Source organism: Paraburkholderia sp. GAS82, from assembly GCF_050436285.1.
GTDB lineage: Bacteria > Pseudomonadota > Gammaproteobacteria > Burkholderiales > Burkholderiaceae > Paraburkholderia > Paraburkholderia phenazinium_B.
This window is the reverse complement of record NZ_JBNDLX010000007.1, coordinates 285,595-305,246: the sequence shown is the minus strand read 5'-3', so window position 1 is coordinate 305,246 and position 19,652 is coordinate 285,595. Positions and strand designations below refer to the sequence as shown.

The 19,652-nt window shown below is 61.6% G+C and carries 14 protein-coding genes and 1 tRNA gene; 13 read left to right on the top strand and 2 right to left on the bottom strand.

Annotation, left to right across the window (positions count from 1 at the left end):
• Positions 1-61: 61 nt before the first annotated feature.
• From P3T17_RS23205 to P3T17_RS23180, 6 genes are all read left to right on the top strand, one after another.
• Complete coding sequence (locus tag P3T17_RS23205; RefSeq protein ID WP_429409067.1) at positions 62-1,534, top strand: PLP-dependent aminotransferase family protein; 1,473 nt, start codon at positions 62-64, stop codon at positions 1,532-1,534.
• Between the two features lie 213 nt (positions 1,535-1,747).
• Entirely contained in the window at positions 1,748-2,200 is a 453-nt protein-coding gene (locus P3T17_RS23200; RefSeq protein WP_074267738.1) for an HU family DNA-binding protein, read from the top strand.
• A 397-nt stretch (positions 2,201-2,597) separates the two neighbouring features.
• A complete protein-coding gene (locus P3T17_RS23195; RefSeq protein ID WP_074269340.1) occupies positions 2,598-4,007 on the top strand; it encodes a circularly permuted type 2 ATP-grasp protein in 1,410 nt (469 codons plus the stop codon).
• A 160-nt stretch (positions 4,008-4,167) separates the two neighbouring features.
• Positions 4,168-5,118: an alpha-E domain-containing protein gene (locus P3T17_RS23190; RefSeq protein WP_074267739.1), complete on the top strand. Its 951-nt coding sequence runs from the start codon at positions 4,168-4,170 to the stop codon at positions 5,116-5,118.
• A gap of 13 nt (positions 5,119-5,131) precedes the next feature.
• Positions 5,132-5,929 carry a transglutaminase family protein gene (locus P3T17_RS23185; RefSeq protein ID WP_429288023.1) on the top strand — a complete coding sequence of 266 codons (798 nt, stop codon included), beginning with the start codon at positions 5,132-5,134 and terminating at the stop codon, positions 5,927-5,929.
• A 73-nt stretch (positions 5,930-6,002) separates the two neighbouring features.
• Positions 6,003-6,881, top strand: a complete 879-nt coding sequence (locus tag P3T17_RS23180; RefSeq protein ID WP_074267741.1) for a proteasome-type protease — start codon at positions 6,003-6,005, stop codon at positions 6,879-6,881.
• A 138-nt stretch (positions 6,882-7,019) separates the two neighbouring features.
• On the opposite strand, the gene P3T17_RS23175 is transcribed toward P3T17_RS23180, so the two are convergent.
• Positions 7,020-8,159: a porin gene (locus P3T17_RS23175; protein WP_429409066.1), complete on the bottom strand. Its 1,140-nt coding sequence runs from the start codon at positions 8,157-8,159 to the stop codon at positions 7,020-7,022.
• A gap of 383 nt (positions 8,160-8,542) precedes the next feature.
• Positions 8,543-9,916, bottom strand: coding sequence for a YhjD/YihY/BrkB family envelope integrity protein (locus P3T17_RS23170; protein ID WP_429409065.1), 1,374 nt, complete (start codon positions 9,914-9,916; stop codon positions 8,543-8,545).
• A gap of 220 nt (positions 9,917-10,136) precedes the next feature.
• Here P3T17_RS23170 and fdnG point away from each other — a divergent pair, with 220 nt between their 5' ends.
• From fdnG to P3T17_RS23135, 7 genes are all read left to right on the top strand, one after another.
• The gene (gene fdnG / locus P3T17_RS23165; protein ID WP_429409064.1) at positions 10,137-13,208 is read left to right on the top strand and encodes a formate dehydrogenase-N subunit alpha; all 3,072 of its coding nucleotides are present in this window, start codon (positions 10,137-10,139) and stop codon (positions 13,206-13,208) included.
• Positions 13,209-13,223: 15 nt separating this feature from the next.
• Positions 13,224-14,159: a formate dehydrogenase subunit beta gene (gene fdxH / locus P3T17_RS23160; protein WP_429409063.1), complete on the top strand. Its 936-nt coding sequence runs from the start codon at positions 13,224-13,226 to the stop codon at positions 14,157-14,159.
• Positions 14,146-14,772 carry a formate dehydrogenase subunit gamma gene (locus tag P3T17_RS23155; RefSeq protein WP_074267747.1) on the top strand — a complete coding sequence of 209 codons (627 nt, stop codon included), beginning with the start codon at positions 14,146-14,148 and terminating at the stop codon, positions 14,770-14,772. Before fdxH ends, P3T17_RS23155 begins: the two co-directional genes overlap by 14 nt.
• 75 nt (positions 14,773-14,847) lie before the next feature.
• Complete coding sequence (gene fdhE / locus P3T17_RS23150) at positions 14,848-15,780, top strand: formate dehydrogenase accessory protein FdhE (protein WP_429409062.1); 933 nt, start codon at positions 14,848-14,850, stop codon at positions 15,778-15,780.
• Positions 15,781-15,796: 16 nt separating this feature from the next.
• Positions 15,797-17,314 (top strand): L-seryl-tRNA(Sec) selenium transferase, encoded by a 1,518-nt coding sequence (selA, locus tag P3T17_RS23145; protein ID WP_429409061.1) that lies wholly within the window; start codon positions 15,797-15,799, stop codon positions 17,312-17,314.
• Positions 17,311-19,233 carry a selenocysteine-specific translation elongation factor gene (selB, locus tag P3T17_RS23140; protein ID WP_429409060.1) on the top strand — a complete coding sequence of 641 codons (1,923 nt, stop codon included), beginning with the start codon at positions 17,311-17,313 and terminating at the stop codon, positions 19,231-19,233. The genes selA and selB overlap by 4 nt, the downstream gene beginning before the upstream one ends.
• Before the next feature lie 47 nt (positions 19,234-19,280).
• A tRNA-Sec gene (locus tag P3T17_RS23135) sits at positions 19,281-19,373 on the top strand.
• Positions 19,374-19,652: the final 279 nt, after the last annotated feature.

Below are 19,652 nucleotides of genomic sequence, written 5' to 3'. Positions count from 1 at the left end.
TTAGGCCTTAAAGTGGTCGTATAAAATAGCCATTTATCGACTATTTCAGGTAACCACTTCGATGGACATCCACATCGTAGTCGTTGGACACCGCGACCTGGCGGGCCAGATCTACCGGCAATTGCGCGCGGGCATCGTCGAAGGACGTTTGGCGGGCGGCACGCGTTTGCCTTCCACGCGCGATCTCGCGGTGCAACTCGGCGTGTCGCGCAAGACGACGCTTGATGTGTTCGAGCGGCTGCTTGCCGAGGGCTATCTGAGCGCGCGCACAGGGGCAGGGACGTTCGTTGCCGAAGGTCTGCAGCGGCTACCCGTGCAACATGCGGGCTACGTTCGGACAGTTGAACCGGCGCGTGCACAGACGAAAGCCCGTTCTAAAGCGCGCGCACAGCCGCTTTGGGAACACATGCCTGCCGGCTTGTCGTTGCCGGCATCGAAGCTCGTGTTGGCGCACGAATTCATCGGCGGCATGACGGACAAATCGCTGTTCCCGTTCGACGTCTGGCGCCGCTGCATCAATCAGGCTGTGCAAGTGCAGTCGCGCAGTCCAGGTATTTATCGCGACGCCGCCGGGGAGCCGGAGTTGCGTCTCGCGATTTCGCGCTATCTCGGGTTTAACCGCGCGGTCGTGTGCAACGCAGATGAGGTACTCGTCACGCAAGGCGCGCAGCACGCGCTCGACCTGATGGCGCGTGTCATGCTGCGTCCGGGCGACGTGGCGGCGCTCGAAGATCCCGGCTATCCGCCCGCGCGTGCCTGCTTCGCGGCGGCCGGGGCGAAGGTCGTTGCCGTGCCGGTGGATGCGGACGGCCTCATGGTTCACAAGCTTCCGGACAATGCGCGGCTCGTCTATGTCACGCCTTCGCACCAGTTTCCGCTCGGCATGCCGATGAGTCTCGAGCGTCGCGTTGCGTTGCTGGAATGGGCGCAAAAGCGCGGCGCAGTGATCATCGAGGACGACTACGACAGCGAATATCGCTTCGAAGGCCGGCCTATGGAGCCGTTGAAAAGTCTCGATCGCGCCGGACTGGTCGCTTACATCGGCACGTTTTCGAAAACGATCTTCCCGGAGCTGCGAGTCGGCTACGTGGTGCCGCCCGCTCCATTGCTCAGGCCGCTTTGCACGGCGCGGCAGGTTGCCGACCTGCACGGCTGCACGCTGACCCAGACCGCGCTTGCGGCTTTCATGCTGGATGGCGAGTTCGCCAAGCATTTGCGGCGCATGCACAAGATCTATGCGGCGCGTCGCGTGTGTCTGCTCGAGCATCTGCAAGGCGGCCTCGAACCATGGTTTGACGCCGTGGTGCCGACCGCCGGCATCCATCTGGCCGCGCGCCTCAAAGGGACGATTACCGAGGAAAGGGTGATCGCAGCAGCGCGCGCGGCGTCGATCGGGCTCTACGGAATCGCCCGATTTCATCGTCGAGCGAGGCCGCAGCCTGGTCTGATGTTCGGCTACGGCGGCATCGCGGTTGAACAGATTGATGCTGCGTTAACGGCGCTTGCGAAGCTGATGCCCCGTCTCGCACGCTGAGCGCCAGGGTTCATTTTTCATGCGCCGTTTCACGTTTACCCCCTGAAATACGGGTTAAAAAGTGTTGCGGAGTCGGCGCGACGCAACAAACCGTAACGCTAATACACAAAAGAGTCGCGCAAAACGCCATAGCGCTTGTAGAATCCGGCCTTGAAGCGTGCGCATACCGCGGGCGCTTCTTGCATTCACTGACCAACAACAGGTAGGAGAAACATGCCGACTTCCGCAAAAAAGGTGGCCAAGAAGGCTGCTACGGTACCGACCAAAAAGGTTGCTGCGAAGAAAGTTCCTGCGAAGAAAGTCGTCGCAGCTAAGAAGGTCGCCGTGAAGGCGTCTGGCGGCGCCCCGTCGCCGATCAAGGACACCTTCACGAAGGCCTCGCTGGCTGCACACGTCGCAGAACTGGCTGCTGTTGAGCCGAAGGCTGCCAAGGCTGTGCTGGCCGCGCTCGAAGACACGATCCTCGGCGCAGTCCACAAGAAGGGTGCTGGCGAATTCACGCTGTCGGGTCTTCTGAAGATCGTCGTGCAAGCTGTGCCGGCGAAGAAGAAGCGCTTCGGCAAAGACCCGTTCACGGGCGAAGAGCGTTGGTTCCCGGCCAAGCCGGCTAGCGTGCGCATCAAGGCACGTCCGCTGAAGAAGCTGAAGGACGCAGCAGCAGCGTAATCGTGCAGGACGTCCCGCTCGTTATGGCCGGTTCGATAACAGCGGTTGGCGTCACGCCGAGCTGATGTGCTGAATGTTCAGGCAGTGCAAAATCCCCGCGGGTGCGAATCCGCGGGGATTTTTATTGGCGCTGCGGTTTGTTGCGCAACGCGCACGGGCTGGGCGTATGAGACCGCCAATACGCCATGGAGATGCGCCCGATGCACCGGAGTAGCGCATTGCGGGGCGCCGCAGTACGATGATGCCGAAGCCGTGCGGGCCGTATGCGCTGTTCGTGTGCATCCTTCTCCGGTTTGTGTGCGGAAAGCCAATGGCATAGCGTTTGCTTTGATGCTTGATGAACACCCGAATGCGCAGCGCATTCGCCTTCTATCCGACAACAAGAGCGGGGCGTGACATGCGATGCTATGACGAGATGCGTCATCACGATGAAGTCGTGCGGCCTCATTACGCACGCTTCGAGCGCTGGCTCGTAAAGCAGGGCAATGAGGCAATCGCGCGCAAGCGCGCGGAGGCGGACCTGTTGTTTCGCCGCGTGGGGATCACCTTCGCGGTTAACGGCGACCTGTCCGGCACCGAACGGCTCATCCCGTTCGATCTGATCCCGCGGATCATTCCGCGCGGCGAATGGCAGTCTCTCGAAGCGGGTCTGCGGCAGCGCGTGCAGGCGCTCAATCTGTTTATCCACGACGTCTATCACGACCGCAATATCGTGCGCGCCGGCATCGTTCCCGCTGAGCAGGTCTATACCAATGCGCAGTATCGTCCGGAGATGCAGGGCGTCAATGTGCCGCTCGGCGTGTATGCGCATATTGCCGGCGTCGACGTGGTGCGGGCCGGCGACGACGGTGCTTTCTACGTGCTCGAAGACAATCTGCGAGTGCCGTCCGGTGTGTCCTACATGCTGGAAAACCGCAAGATGATGATGCGGTTGTTTCCGGAACTGTTCGTACAGAACCGCATTGCGCCGGTGGCGCACTATCCTGATCTGCTGCTCGATACGTTGCGTTCGGTCGCGCCGGAAGGCGTCGACGATCCGGTCGTCGTGGTGCTCACGCCGGGCATGTACAACTCGGCGTATTTCGAGCATACGTTCCTGGCTCAGCAGATGGGCGTGGAACTGGTGGAAGGCAAAGATCTGTTTGTCGACGACAACTATGTCTTCATGCGCACCACTCAGGGACCCAAGCGGGTCGACGTGATCTATCGCCGGGTGGACGACGACTTTCTCGATCCGCTTGCGTTCCGTACCGATTCGGCGCTCGGCGTACCGGGTCTGCTGACCGCTTATCGGGCAGGGCGCGTGGCGCTCGCCAACGCGATGGGCACCGGCATTGCCGACGACAAATCGATCTATCCGTACGTGCCGGAGATGATCGAGTTCTATCTCGGCGAGAAGCCGATTCTCAACAACGTGCCGACGTTCCAGTGCCGCAAGCCGGACGATCTCGCCTATACGCTTGCGCATTTGCCTGAGCTGGTGGTGAAGGAAGTGCACGGCGCAGGCGGCTATGGAATGCTGGTGGGACCGGCTTCGACCACGGCCGAGATCGAAGACTTTCGCAAGCGTCTGATCGCGCGCCCGGCCGGCTATATCGCGCAGCCGACGCTCGCGTTGTCGGCGTGTCCAACCTTCGTGGAGGCGGGCATCGCGCCGCGCCATATCGACCTGCGGCCGTTTGTGCTGTCGGGCAAGACCGTGACGATGTGCGCAGGCGGGCTGACCCGTGTGGCGCTGCAGGAAGGGTCGCTGGTGGTCAATTCATCGCAGGGAGGCGGGACCAAGGATACCTGGATGGTCGACTGAAGGGGTCGCGGGTGTGGCTGCCGTCGCAAAGCGGCGGCAGCCACACCCGCTGACAAGGAAAGCCGGCGCGATGCTCACATCAGATCGTATAAGCGCCGGCGCGAACGGGTAACCAGCGCGGGCCAGGAATGCCCAGCGTCATCAATCATGGAAAGCCGTCATGCTAAGCCGCACTGCCGACCACCTCTTCTGGATGGCCCGTTACATGGAGCGCGCCGAGAATACCGCGCGCATGCTGGATATCAATCTGAAGGCGCTGCTGCTGCCGCAGACGCCGGAGCAGGAGGCCCGCGCACAGCGTTCGGTGCTGCGCATCTCCGAACTCGAGTCGGCCTTCACGCAACGCTACGACGAACCGACGCGCGAAAAGGTGCTGGATTTCATGGTGGCGGACGCTGCCAACCCGTCCAGCATTTATTCGTGCCTGCAGGCCGCGCGTGAAAACGCTCGCGCCGTGCGCGGCACGTTGACCACCGAATGGTGGGAGACGATCAACGACACCTGGCTCCAGTTCACCGAGCGGATCGCGGCGGGGCAGCTCGCCACGAGCCCGGATGGCCTGTTCGAATGGGTCAAGTTCCGCTCGCACCTGTCGCGCGGCGTGACGATCGGCACCGCGCTGCAGGACGATGCGTTCTTCTTCACGCAGCTCGGTACGTATCTGGAGCGGGCCGACAACACCGCGCGGATTCTCGACGTGCGCTTTGCCGACGTCGAGCCGAATTCGCGCGACGCCGCGCGCCAGCTCGAAGATTTCTACTACTGGACTTCGATTCTCAGTTCGGTGTCGGCGCTGGAGATCTATCGCAAGGTGTATCGCGATGTCGTCACGCCGGCGCGCGTGGTCGAGCTGATGATCCTGAACCAGCAGATGCCGCGTTCGCTGCTCGCCTCCGTGGATGGCGTCTGCAACAACCTGGCGATGCTGCGTACCACGGGCTCCAACCAGTGCGAGCGGTTTGCCGGCAAGCTGCGCGCCGAGCTGGTGTACTCCGACATCCGGCAGATTTTCGAAGCCGGCCTGCACGCTTATCTGACGCAATTCCTGGCTCGGGTGTTCGAACTGGGCAATCTCGTTGCGCGTACCTATCTGATGTTGCCAGTGGCCTGACGGAGTTATTTTTATGTACCTGACCATCCGCCACGACACCGCCTATCGCTACGAATCGACGGTTCACTATTCGATCCAGCAGCTGCGCCTCACGCCTTCCAGCGGCGCCTCGCAGACGGTGCGGCGCTGGAGTATCGACGCCCCCGGCAAACTCGATTCCACCTTCGACGCCTATGGCAACGTGCTGCATACGCTGGTGCTGAACAAGCCGCATAGCGAGATCCGCCTGCATGTTTCGGGGGAGGTCGACACGATTGCGCTGGTCGACGGCCAGCTGCGCGATGCGGTCGGCCCCATTCCGCTCGAGCACTACACCTGCGCCACGCGGCTGACCGAAGCCGACGGGGCAGTGCGCGAACTGGCGCAGTCGGTGGCAGCGCTCGATTCGCCGCGCGGCCTGATTAAGCTGGCCGAGGAGATCGCACAGCGCGTGAAATACCGGCCCGGCACCACGGAAGTGACCAGTACGGCCTCCGAGGCGCTCGCGCTCGGCAACGGCGTGTGTCAGGACCATGCGCACCTGATGCTGGCCTGCTGCCGGTTGCGCGGCATCCCGGCGCGTTATGTCAGTGGCTATATCGAGCCGGGCGACGTGCCGAATGGCGCGAGCCACGCCTGGGTCGATGTCTGGCTCGGCACTGGATGGATTTCCGTCGACGTAACAAACGCGGCGTTTGCAAGCGAAATCTACTGCCGGCTGGCAGCGGCGCGCGATTACGAAGCGGCCGCGCCGATCCGCGGACGGCGCATCGGCGGACTCGAGGAAAAGCTGAACGTCTCGGTGACGGTTAGTGCACAGTTACCACAGTAAGGTGGATCGCACCAAAGGCTGCGGCGGCGTCGCATTACAATAGCGGCGTCTGCTGGTCTTCTGGATATTTTCTATGACTTACTGTGTGGCGATGTGCGTGGACGACGGACTCATCTTTTTGTCCGATACTCGCACCAACGCCGGCGTCGATCACATCAGCACCGCGCGCAAGATGACGGTGTTCGAGCAGCCCGGCGAGCGTGTGCTGGTGCTGCTGGGCGCCGGCAACCTGTCGCTGACCCAGGCGGTGCTGCAGGAGCTGAGCGAGCCATCCGACCCCGAACGCCCTACGCTGTGGAGCGCGCCGACCATGGCGGACGCGGCACGCGTCATCGGCCAGGCAGTGCGCGACGTGCATCAGCGCGAAGCCCAGGCGCTGCAGGAATTCGGCGTCGACTTCAATTGCAGCTTTATTCTGGGTGGCCAGATTGCCGCCAGCGGCAAGGCGCGTGCGAGCCGGCCGCATCTGTTCATGATTTACGCCGCGGGCAACTTCATCGAATCGTCGGCGGTGAACCCCTATTTCCAGATTGGCGAGTCGAAATACGGCAAGCCGATCATCGACCGCGTGCTGACCCCGACCACCCCGCTCGACGAGGCCGCCAAGTGCGCGCTGATCTCGATGGACTCGACGCTGCGCTCGAATCTGTCCGTGGGCCTGCCGCTCGATCTGCTGGTGTACGAAAAGGACGCGCTGCGCGTGACGCGCTTCGTCTCGGTCGATCATGACAACACGTACTTTGAAATGATCCACCGCACGTGGGGCGAGCGCCTGCGTCAGGTGTTCTCCGAGATTCCCGATCCCGACTGGCAGGCGTCGGCCAACGTGCCGACGCAGCGCCCCGAGCGCGCCCTGGTGATGCATCGCGCGCCGGTAGGTGGCGATGAGGCGGTCGAAGCGAAGCCGGCTCAGACGCTGGCGCAAGCCGAGAAGCACAAGGCGCAACGCTAGTAGACCCGTAGAACGGGTGCGCGGCATTTGCCGAAGGTCGCGCAAACAATCCCCGCAGCAATGAAAAAAGCCAGCCACCGGCTTATCGCCTGTGGCTGGCTTTTGACAGCGTCCTGCTTCAGCTGTCCGTCAAGTCGATTAGAACTTGTGACGGATACCGAGGCTGACGATTTCCTGCGCCGTCGAGTTCGACGGGTAGCCGTAATCGGCCACAGTCGCAGTGATGCCCGTGCCCGATGCCCGTTGATACGCGCCGACCAGGTATACGTCCGTACGCTTCGACAGGTTGTAGTCGCCACCCAGCGAAACCTGGTTATACGTAGCCGACTCGCCGAAGCCGGAGCCGTGAGTGAACGTGTAGCCCAGACCCACCAATGCCGCCGGTGTGATCTGATAGTTCACGAAGCCCGCGCCTACGTTGAAACGCTCCGTCGAGTTGAACGACGAGTACGCGTCCGGCTTGTACTGTGCATTGCTGTAACGGATACCCGTGGTGATCGGGCCGATTACGTACTGCACGCCAATCGAAGCAATACCGATCGACTTGGCAGTCTCGAACGTGTCGTTGACCGTCGTACCGTCGAACGTGCCGTCCGACGTGCTCGCCCAGGCTGCGGTGCGAGCTGCTGCGCTCTTGCCACTGTTGTCCATGCGGATGTAGCCCGCTGCAACGCTGAACGGACCGTTTGCGTACGTTGCTGCGCCGGACCATGTTTGGCCTGCACCTGTCGAACCTGCTACGCCGCCGAATGCGTACATCGCTTCGAACTGAAAGCCAGCATACGTTTGCGACGTGTACTTGATCGAGTTGTTCGTACGCGAGCTGTTGTCGTTGTTGTCAACGTCGCCCGGGGTCGTGAACGTGGAGCCCCAGTAGTTGTCAGCCGTAACTGCCTGGACCAGGTCGACGACCGGGTCGTACTGGCGGCCGATGGTTACCGTACCGAACTGGTCGCTAGCCAGACCGACGAACGCCTGACGGCCGAACATCTTGCCGCCTTGGCCCAGAGAGCCATTGTTCGGGCTAAAACCGTTTTCCAACTGGAACACAGCCTTCAGCCCACCGCCCAGGTCTTCCGTACCCTTGAGGCCCCAACGGTTGCCCTGCAGGTTGCCTGCAGCCAGGCCGAAGAAGTTCTGGTTGCTCGCATTTGCGTTGTGTACGTACTGAATCGAATCGTCAAGTACGCCGTACAGGGTCACGCTGCTTTGAGCATGAGCGGCGCCTGCTGCGCCCAAGAGTGCCAGCGAGAGGCTAGACAGTGCGAACTTTTTCATCCATTTCTCCACGCGATGATTGGTTTAGTTGTTGCGGGATGGAGAATAGCGCAGGCCGTCTGAAGGGTAATACTGAAAAAAAATGAGTGTCTCGTAAACGTGACACCGGCCGAAAACGCTTATATATCAAGGAAAGTGGACATTGTTGCTAATACAGCAACACCGAATGTCGAATTCCGCATTATTGTTGTTTCGTTCATAGTCAGGGCGTTGGCATGTGTCACAGAAGCGTCCGTGGCGGGGCGGATGTAACTTTTTGTATCTCTGGGTGGGGCGACGCGAGATCGTCAAATTCCATTGAAATCAACGCTGGATTGATTTGCGTGCTAGACAGTTGCGCCCGAATGTGAGTGTTCTCCCTGGTATGGGACGCGAAAAAGGTCTCAGCCGGCGTTATCGTCGCGGCGGCGGCCGGTCACCGCGGTCACGAGGAACCCGGCGCCGGCGGCCAGCAGTATCGATCTCCATGGATGCCGTTTGACATAGCGGTCCGCCGCAACAGCTTTGCGCCCAGCCTCCAGGAGAGTCGAGGCGGCAGCGCGAGTTGCCTGGCCCTCCGCCCGGAAAACCTTGCGCCCAATGCTGGCGGCCGCGCGGACGTCCATCGCCCGCGAGGCTGGAGATTGCTGACCGCGTTGACTCCGCTGAACCTGCTGCGCCTGTGTTTCCGGCTCGCTTGCCGCGGTGCCTGCCGTAGTCCCATTAGCAGCGGTGCTCTGCGCGTCCGGACTGTCTGGCCGTTCTGTCGGCGCCATGGCCTGCGCGAGCGTGGCGGCGGGCGAGAGACCTGCAGTACGTCCGGACATCGTCGAAGCAGCGAACACCGAGGCCATCTTCGCGCGGCTGCCCGGCGGGGCCTGGTCCAGTTGCCCCCATGCGCCACGCGGATCGTGCAGACGTCCGCGCGCCGCCGAGAACTCCGCGCCGAGCAGCAGCACGGCGGCCGAGAAGTACAGCCACATCAACAGCACCGCCAGCGAACCCGCCGCGCCGAACGAATTGGCCATGCCCGCATGGGCCAGATAGAGAGCGAAGAGTTTCTTGCCCGCCGAGAACAGCACGGCTGCGACCGCACCGCCCACCAAGGCGTCGCGCCAGCGGACCACGGCGTCGGGCAGGAATTTCAGCAGGGCGGCGAAGGCGAAGGCCAGCACCAGCAGGCCGACTGCCAACTGCATCAGGTTGCCGATCACGACGTAGGGCGAGTTGCCCCACAGCCACTGACCGATAAACGTAATGGCTGTATCGAGCACCAGCGAGACGATCAACAGAAACGCCACGCCGAGCACGAGTCCAAACGAAATGAGCCGGACCCGCACCAGCGCGATGACGCTCGACGAGCGCGGTCCCGAGAGCGGCCAGACGATGTTGAGCGCGCTATTGAGCGACGAGAACGTGGCCGACGCGCCGATCGCGAGGAGCGCGAACGAAATGATCGCCGCGATCCCGCCTGCGCTACCCGCGTGGCGGGCATTCTGGACAATTGTTTGCACGCCGGTGGCGGCTTCGTCGCCGAGCAGCCCATGGATATGAGCGAACAGTTCGCCGCGCACGGCCTGGGCGCCGAAGAACCATCCTGCCACGGCGATCACCATGACAAGCGTGGGCGCCAGCGAGAACGCCGCATAAAACGCAATGGCTGCCGCCATCGCAGCACAGCGGTCTTCAGCGAACTGCCTGAACGCACCGATTGCCCATGAGGCTTGCTGGCGCGCTGCGCTTTGCAATTTGTCGGCGGATAGCGTGTCGATGTCCATACGGCCTCTTGACGGGATCGTGGCGCCGGAAGTTGCTCACGTGCAGATGCGGCACGGCGGGTATGACCTTACGTATTGCAAGCACTATGCCTGTCACTATAACAAGGACGATCCCGCGGCAGGGTATGTCCGGCTGGGGTCATGCACAGTCACACGTACACATATAAGTAAACGTCTTATACTTTTTACTACCCACACAACATCCATGCCGAGGGCGACCATGCTGCAAATGTCCCGGCGTCAGTTCCTGAAGGTGACGGCATCCACGCTGGCCGGATCGAGCTTGGCCCTGATGGGCTTCTCCCCGGACCCCGCGCTCGCCGAAGTCCGTCAGTACAAACTGTCGCGCACCACTGAAACCCGGAACACCTGCCCGTATTGCTCGGTGGGCTGCGGGATCCTCATGTATGGCCTCGGTGACGGCGCGAAGAACGCCACGGCCAGCATCATCCATATAGAAGGCGACCCGGATCATCCGGTCAATCGCGGCACGCTGTGTCCGAAGGGCGCGAGCCTGATCGACTTCATCCATAGCCCGAGCCGCCTCTTGTATCCCGAGTATCGGGCGGCCGGCTCCGATCAGTGGCAGCGCATTTCGTGGGATGACGCGCTCGACCGCATCGCGAAACTGATGAAGGCCGACCGCGACGCCAACTTCGTCGAAACCACCGAGGATGGCAAGAAGGTCAACCGCTGGCTGACCACGGGGATGCTCGCTGCATCGGCCGCAAGCAACGAAGTAGGGTATCTGACGCACAAGGCCGTGCGCAGCATGGGGATGTTGGCGTTCGACAACCAGGCGCGTGTCTGACACGGCCCGACGGTGGCAGGTCTTGCCCCGACGTTTGGCCGTGGAGCGATGACGAACCATTGGGTCGACATCAAGAACGCGGACGTGATCCTGGTGATGGGCGGCAATGCGGCCGAGGCGCACCCGTGTGGCTTCAAGTGGGTGGCGGAAGCCAAGGCGAACCGCAAGGCGCGCCTGATCGTGGTCGACCCTCGCTTTACGCGAACCGCATCGGTGGCGGACTATTACGCGCCGATTCGCACCGGCACGGACATCGTGTTCCTCGGCGGGGTGATCAACTACCTGCTGACACACGACAAGATCCAGCACGAGTACGTAAAGAATTACACGGACTTTGCGTTCATCGTGCGCCAGGATTTTGCCTTCAAAGACGGCATCTATTCCGGCTACGACGCCGACAAGCACGCGTATCCGGACAAGGATTCGTGGGATTACGAGCGTGGCGACGACGGCTTTGTGAAGGTCGACATGACGCTGCAGGATCCGCGTTGCGTTTACAACCTGCTCAAACAGCATTACTCGCGCTATACGCCCGAGATGGTCGAAAAGACCTGTGGCACACCGAAGGAAAAATTCCTGAAGGTCTGCGAAATGCTTTCCACGACGGCCGTGCCTGGGCGTGCGGGGACGATCCTGTATGCGCTTGGCTGGACCCACCACTCGGTCGGTGCGCAGATGATCCGCACCGGCGCGATGGTGCAACTGCTGCTCGGCAATATCGGCATCGCCGGCGGCGGCATGAACGCGCTGCGCGGTCACTCGAACATCCAGGGGCTGACGGACCTCGGGTTGATGTCGAACATGCTGCCGGGCTATATGACGCTGCCGACGGAAGGCGAGCAGAACTACGCCGACTACATCAAGAAGCGCGCTACGCAGCAGTTACGGCCCAATCAGCTTAGCTACTGGAAGAACTACGGCGCGTTTTTTGTGAGCTTCATGAAGTCGTGGTGGGGCGACGCGGCTACAGCCGATAACAACTGGGGCTACGACTATCTGCCCAAGCTCGACAAGCTGTACGACTTGCTGCAGGCCATCGAACTGATGGATCAGGGCAAGATGAACGGCTATATCGCGCAAGGCTTCAATGTGCTCGCATCCTCGCCGAACAAGGCCAAAACCGCTTCCGCGCTGGGCAAGCTGAAATGGCTGGTGGTGATGGACCCGCTCGCCATCGAAACCGCCGAGTTCTGGAAGAATTATGGCGACTACAACGACGTCGACGCGTCGAAGATCCAGACCGAAGTCTTCCGCTTGCCGACAACACTGTTCGCGGAGGAACGCGGTTCGCTGGTGAGTTCGAGCCGTGTGCTGCAGTGGCACTGGAAGGGCGTAGAGGGTCCAGGCGAATCGAAGAGCGACCTGGAGATCATGTCGGGGATTTTCCTGCGCATGCGCAAGGCGTATCAGGAGCAGGGCGGCAAATTCCCGGATCCAATCGTCAAGCTCGCATGGCCGTACGCGAACCCGGAAAGCCCGACGCCGGAAGAGCTGGCGATGGAGTACAGCGGTCGCGCGGTCACCGATCTGACCGACGCGAAGGACCCGACCAAGGTGCAGGTGAAGAAGGGCGAGCAGCTATCGGGCTTTGCGCAATTGAAGGACGACGGTTCGACCGCGAGCGGCTGCTGGATTTTTTGCGGCTCGTGGACCCAGGCCGGCAACCAGATGGGGCGGCGCGACAACGACGACCCGACCGGTATCGGCCAGACCCTCAACTGGGCGTGGGCGTGGCCGGTGAACCGGCGGATTCTCTACAACCGCGCATCGTGCGATCTGAACGGCAAGCCGTTCGACCCCACCCGCAAGCTGATTGGCTGGAACGGTTCCGCATGGACCGGGGCGGACATCCCCGACTTCAAGGTGGACGAGCCCCCGGAAAACGGCATGGGGCCGTTCATCATGAACCCGGAAGGCGTAGCGCGTTTCTTCGCGCGCGACGCGATGAACGAAGGACCGTTCCCCGAGCACTACGAGCCGTTTGAAACGCCGCTTGGCTATAACCCGCTGCATCCGCAGAACGCGCAGGCCACTAACAACCCGGCCGCGCGCGTGTTCCCGGAGGACCGGGCGGCCTTCGGCAAGGCAGCGGACTTCCCGCATACGGCGACCACCTATCGGCTGACCGAGCATTTCCATTTCTGGACCAAGCATGCGCGGCTGAATTCGATCATTCAGCCGCAGCAGTTCGTCGAAATTGGCGAAGACCTGGCGAAAGAGGTGGGCGTGGTGGCGGGCGACCGCGTGAAAGTATCGTCGAATCGCGGCTATCTGATTGCCGTAGCGGTGGTGACCAAGCGGATCAAGCCGCTGATGATCGACGGCAAGAAGGTGCAGACCGTTGGCGTCCCGCTGCATTGGGGCTTCAAGGGGCAGACGAAGCCGGGGTACATCACCAACACGTTGACGCCGGTGGTAGGCGACGCGAATTCGCAGACACCGGAATTCAAGTCGTTCCTCGTGAAGGTCGAGAAGGCATAGAGGGCAAGATAAAAAATGGCACTGCAATCATTGGATATCAAGCGCCTGTCCGCTACCACGACTCCTCCCCCGGGGGTACGGGAGCCGGTGACCGGCACCGTGGCGAAGCTGATCGACGTCAGCAAATGCATTGGCTGCAAGGCGTGTCAGACGGCGTGCATGGAGTGGAACGACCTGCGCGACGAGGTGGGGATCAACCACGGCGTGTACGACAACCCGCTGGATCTCACCGAGCATTCGTGGACGGTGATGCGTTTCTCCGAGTACGAGAATCCGGACGGCAACCTCGAATGGCTGATCCGCAAGGACGGCTGCATGCACTGCGAGGATCCGGGCTGCCTGAAGGCGTGTCCGTCGCCGGGCGCGATTGTGCAGTACACGAACGGCATCGTCGATTTTCATGAGGAGAACTGCATTGGCTGCGGCTATTGCGTGACGGGCTGTCCGTTCAACATTCCGCGCATTTCGAAGACGGACCATCGGGCATACAAATGCACGCTATGTTCCGACCGCGTCGCGGTGGGTCAGGAGCCGGCGTGCGTGAAGACGTGTCCGACCGGTGCGATTGTGTTCGGCACCAAGGAGGACATGAAGCAGCACGCGGCGGAGCGCATCGAAGATCTCAAGGAGCGCGGCTTCGAGCACGCGGGACTGTACGACCCACCGGGCGTGAGCGGGACGCACGTGATGTATGTGCTGCACCACGCGGACCAGCCTTCGCTGTACCACGGCTTGCCGGATCATCCGCGGATCAGTCCGATGGTGCGTTTGTGGAAGGGCATTGCGAAGCCGCTGGCGGTGGCGGGGATTGCTTTGGCGGCGCTGTCCGGCTTCTTCCATTACACGCGGATTGGCCCGAACGAGGTGACGGAAGACGACGAACTGGCGGCGCGGGATGAGGCCAGGCGCATTCGTGGCGAGCGCGAGGAGCAGAGCGATGAAGTCAAATGACCCGAATCTGATTGTGCGTTACACGGCGAACGAGCGGACGAATCACTGGATCACGGCGATTTCGTTTGTGATGCTGGCGTTGTCTGGGTTAGCGTTGTTTCATCCGTCGATGTTCTGGCTAACGGCGTTGTTTGGCGGCGGGCAGTGGACGCGGATCCTGCATCCGTTTGTGGGTCTGGTGATGTTTGTGTCGTTCCTGATTCTCGCAGTGCGATTTTGGCATCACAACTATCTGGACCGTGACGATGTACAGTGGTTAAGGCAGATTGATGATGTACTCGCGAATCGCGAGGAGAATTTGCCGGAGATTGGGCGGTATAACGCTGGGCAGAAGCTTTTGTTTTTCACTATGGTGGGGTGTCTGGTTTTACTGCTTTGCAGTGGGGTTGTTATCTGGCGACGGTATTTTTCGGTTTACTTTCCGGTTGAGGTGATTCGGCTTGCTGCGCTTGTCCATGCTTTTGCCGCGTTTGTTCTCATTGTTGGGATTGTGGTGCATATCTATGCCGCCATCTGGATCAAGGGGTCCGTCGGCGCTATGGTGCGTGGTACCGTTACTTTAGGTTGGGCGAGGAAGCATCATCCTAAGTGGTTTCGGGAGAGTGTCAAATAGGAGGGCCGCAAGCCAAGGTAACAGAACGCCCGCCCCGAAGCGCGCGCAGCAAACAAAGAAAGAGCCGCAGTTGATATGCCCCAAAAAATCCTAGACCCATCACAGATAGCATCCCAGGACCCCTCAGCGATCCCGCGCATCCGCCTGCCGGAGCGGGCGACAGTATTTGAAACCCGCGCAGCGAGACTAAAAAACCTCGCCGCTGGCAATCCGATCTCCGCTTACATCAGACTGATGTCAACAGTAGCCGCAGCCCAGCACCTGCAGCTAACAACCATCATCCCAAACCTCCCGTCGCGGGAAGCGATCACCCAGGCTCAACACCACTCCATGCCTCTAATCCCGGCCCTCTCACCGGATCGAGACCCGCAGTGGCGCGCCGTCCTGCACCGCTTGCTGGACAAAGTCGAAGCCGCCGGCGCCATCACCCCCGCACTCGGCAACGTTCTCGACGCCCTGCGTCTAAAGACCCTCGAAGAACTCGATACCCAGGCCGACGCGGTCCTGGCCCATCGCTATAACGAAATCGATCCCGCCTCCGCCCCGTTTATCATGGCAGCCCTCCAGGTGGTCTGGACCGATCTTGCGAGCCGTCTCGATGCGCGCGATATTCCCTATCTCGACACGCCGGGTGTTTGTCCCGTCTGCGGCGCTCTGCCAGTTGCCAGCATCGTGCGCGTCGGCGGTCAGTATCAGGGCTATCGTTATCTGCAATGCGGTCTATGCTCCAGTGAATGGCATGTGGTCCGCACCAAGTGCTCGAATTGCGATTCGACCAAAGGGATCGCCTATCATGGCATCGCGGGCGGTAACGAGGCCCTCAAGGCGGAATCCTGCGATGAATGCCATACGTATCGCAAGATCGGCTATCAGGAGAAAGACATCGAGTTCGAGCCGCTCGCAGATGACCTCGCGAGCCTCACGCTCGATCTGTTGATGAACGAAGCAGGCTATCGGCGCAGTAGCCCCAATCCGTTGCTGTGGCCTGAAGTGCCATCGGATGCCTAAGCAGGAGAAACGTCGCGTGAGCGAAGTGCAGGGAAACCCGTTAAACGCGCTGCTGGCACGTGTGCCCGCCGTGGAGCGAGTCATGTCGTCCTTAGCCGTGCAGCCTTTGCTCGCCGAATACGGCCGCACCCAGGTGCTCGCCGCCGTGCGTGCCGCGCTCGACAGGCTGCGGCAGAATCTGCAGGGCGGCGCTGGGCGTGGCGCCGAACTGCAGGATGATGGACACGCCACAGCGTCTGCGATGTCTCACGGCGGTCCGGACGTTCTGCAGGGCGGCATGTCGCTTGACGCCGCGTGCAACGAATCTCACGTCATCAGTCAGGTCGCCATTCTGCTGGCGCAGCGCGCGCAGAGCCGTCTACGCGCCGTCTTCAATCTTACCGGCACGGTGCTGCACACCAATCTCGGCCGTGCGCTGCTGCCCGACGAGGCCGTGCGCGCCGTTGTTGAAGCGCTCACGCGTCCGATGAATCTCGAGTTCGATCTCGCAACCGGTAGCCGGGGCGATCGCGACGATCTGATCGACGACATTGTCTGCGAGCTGACCGGCGCTGAAGCGGCCACGGTAGTGAACAACAACGCTGCGGCCGTGCTCTTGACGCTATCGGCGCTTGCAGCGAAGAAGGAAGTGATCGTGTCGCGTGGCGAACTCGTTGAGATTGGTGGCGCGTTCCGCATTCCCGACATCATGTCGCGCGCGGGCGCAAGGCTGCGCGAAGTCGGGGCGACCAACCGCACGCATCTGAAGGACTACGAAGAGGCTATCGGTCCGCGCACCGCGATGCTGATGAAGGTCCATTGCAGCAACTATGCGATCAGCGGTTTTACGAAAAGCGTCGAGCTCGATGAACTCGCGCCCCTTGCACGCCGGCATGGTTTGCCGGTTGCAGTCGATCTGGGCAGCGGCACGCTCGTCGATCTCGCGCAGTGGGGATTGCCGAATGAGCCAACCGTGCGCGAGAACATTGTCGCCGGGGCCGACCTCGTGACGTTCAGTGGCGACAAGCTGCTTGGCGGTCCGCAAGCGGGCCTAATCGTCGGACGTGCCGATCTGATCCACAAGATCAAAAAGCATCCGCTCAAACGTGCGCTGCGTGTGGGCAAGCTCACGCTTGCGGCGCTCGAGCCTGTCCTGCGCCTTTATCAGGCGCCTGAATTTCTGCGTGAACGCCTGACAACGCTGCGTCTGCTGACACGTCCAGCCGCGGAAATGCAGGCGTTTGCCGGGCGCGCGTTACCGCTTTTGCAGCACGCACTCGGGGAGAGTTTTATCGTGAGCGCCGAGCCCATGTTCAGCCAGATCGGTAGTGGCGCGTTGCCCGTCGAGCAGCTGCCTAGCTACGGACTGGTGGTGCGCCTTGCATCCGGCAAGCGTAGCGGCCGAGCATTGATGAAACTCGAGAAAGCGCTTCACGCATTGCCGCGACCGGTCATTGGCCGCATTGCCGACGATGCATTGCGGCTCGATCTGCGCTGCCTCGAAGCCGTCGATGAAGCCACGTTCCTCTCGCAGTGTGAGGCGTTGCACGCATGATCGTCGGGACTGCTGGACATATCGATCACGGCAAGACGACGCTGGTGCGCGGGTTGACGGGCGTCGATACGGACAGGCTCAAGGAAGAAAAGGCGCGTGGCATCTCGATCGAACTCGGTTATGCCTATACGCCGCTAGAAAACGGCGACGTATTGGGCTTGATCGATGTGCCCGGCCACGAGAAGCTCGTTCACACGATGGCGGCGGGTGCATGCGGCATCGACTTTGCATTGCTGGTGATCGCCGCGGATGACGGCGTGATGCCGCAAACGCGGGAACATCTGGCGATCCTGCAACTGCTCGGTGTATCGCACGGCGCAGTGGCGCTGACGAAGACCGATCGTGTCGACGCGGCGCGTCTTGCGCAAGTGCGTGCAGAAATTGATGTGTGGCTCGCTGCGTCGTCGTTTGCTGGAGCGCCGGTGTTCGAAACCAACGCGACGCAGTCAGACGACGCCGGGGTAGCACAACTCAAAGCCTATCTGCACGAAACCGCGGTCGCATGGCGAGCGCGTCGCGATGACGGGCTATTCCGCTTGGCGATCGATCGGGTGTTCACCTTGACCGGGCAAGGCACGATCGTGACGGGCACCGTTTTCGCCGGACGCGTGACCACCGGCGATACGGTAATGCTCGCGCCGGCCGCGACGACGGTGCGCGTACGCAGCATTCATGCGCAGAATCGCGCAGCGGAGGTGGGCCATGCCGGACAGCGCTGCGCGCTCAATCTCGCCGGTATCGAAAAGGAAGCGATCACGCGCGGCGACTGGATCGTCGATGCGCGATTGGCCGAGCCGTCGGAACGGCTCGATGTCGAACTGACGCTGTTAGTCGATGCCGGCATTGCATTGCAGCACTGGACGCCGCTGCATGTGCATATCGGCACGACGCATCGGGTCGCGCACGTAGCGTTGCTGGATGGCGATACCTTGCATGCTGGCGAATCGGCGCGAGTGCAACTCGTTTTCGATGCGCCCGTGTGTGCGTTGCCCGGCGATCGCTTTATCGTGCGTAATGCGCAGGCTAGCAAGACCGTTGGCGGCGGCCGCGTGCTCGATCCGTTTGGTCCCGCGCGCAAGCGTCGCACTCCTGAGCGTCACGCGTGGCTCGATGCGCTGCGAGCATGGCTCGACGCACGCACGATCGAGCCGCTGCTCGAGCAGGCTCCGCGCGGCATGCTGCGTTCGACTCTCATGCATGTGACGGGTTTGCCGGCAAACCTGCTGAGCGTGCCGGAAATCGCACTGACTATTCCCCTGCACGGAAAGACCGCGGACGATGCGGTGGTTGTGCTGCGTCGTCATTGGGAGCAGTTGGGTGTGCAGGTCGTGAGTGCATTGGAGCAGTTTCATCTGCGCATGCCCGACGAGCAGGGCCCGGACGCCGCGCGCTTGCGCCGTATCGCGGCGCCGCTGTTGCCGGATGGGTTGTGGCGCGCGCTGGTTGACGCGCTGGAAATGCAAGGGACAGTGGTGAGAAGCGGTGCCTGGCTGCATCTGCCGGAGCATCGTGTCGCGCTCGACGCGAGCGAGGAAGCTTTGGCCGCGAAGCTATTGCCATTGATCGCGCAAGGCCGTTTCGATCCGCCCTGGGTGCGCGATCTGGCAAGTGAGATTCATGAGCCGGAAGAGAAGGTGCGGCAACTGTTGCGCAAGCTTTCGCGGCAGGGTGGGGTGTACCAGGTGGTGCGGGATCTTTTCTATCACCCGGACGTGGTGTATGAACTGGCGCGCCTGGTGGGTTCGCTCGCGCGGGAGCAAGGCGGTGGGCTGGGCGCGTCCGCATTTCGCGATGCGAGCGGTTTGGGACGCAAGCGAGCGATCCAGATTTTGGAGTTCTTCGATCGCGTTGGATATACTCGTTTCCAGCGCGATCTTCGACTCGTGCGCGGCGACAGTCGTTTGCTCGAGACGCTTTGAGCGTGTCCGTGCCGTCGCCGTGTCCGGGGTATTCATCTTCCCGAGAAGGAAGGCATTCGCATCTGGTGGTGCGGCTGGACTTCAAATCCAGTAGGGGGTGTCAGACACTCCCTGGTCGGTTCGACTCCGGCTGCCTTCCGCCCTGCAAGGCTTCCCGGCTATTCCAGCATCTTCCGCAGATGTCCTCCAGGTCGCTGATTTTAAAGCGGTTTATGGGTAACGACGTGCTTGCTGCTTCCGCCAGAGTCCCGCACAATTTCCGTACGAATTATGGGTAGCGGGATTGGTTTGGTGGGCAGGAATGGAGCGGGATTCCAGGATCCAGTCGTGATCGGGTCGATACGCACAGTTCAACGCATGACTCGTACTTTTCCGCACGCGAGTCCGCTCGCGCTGCGGACTCATAATCCTCCCCGAAA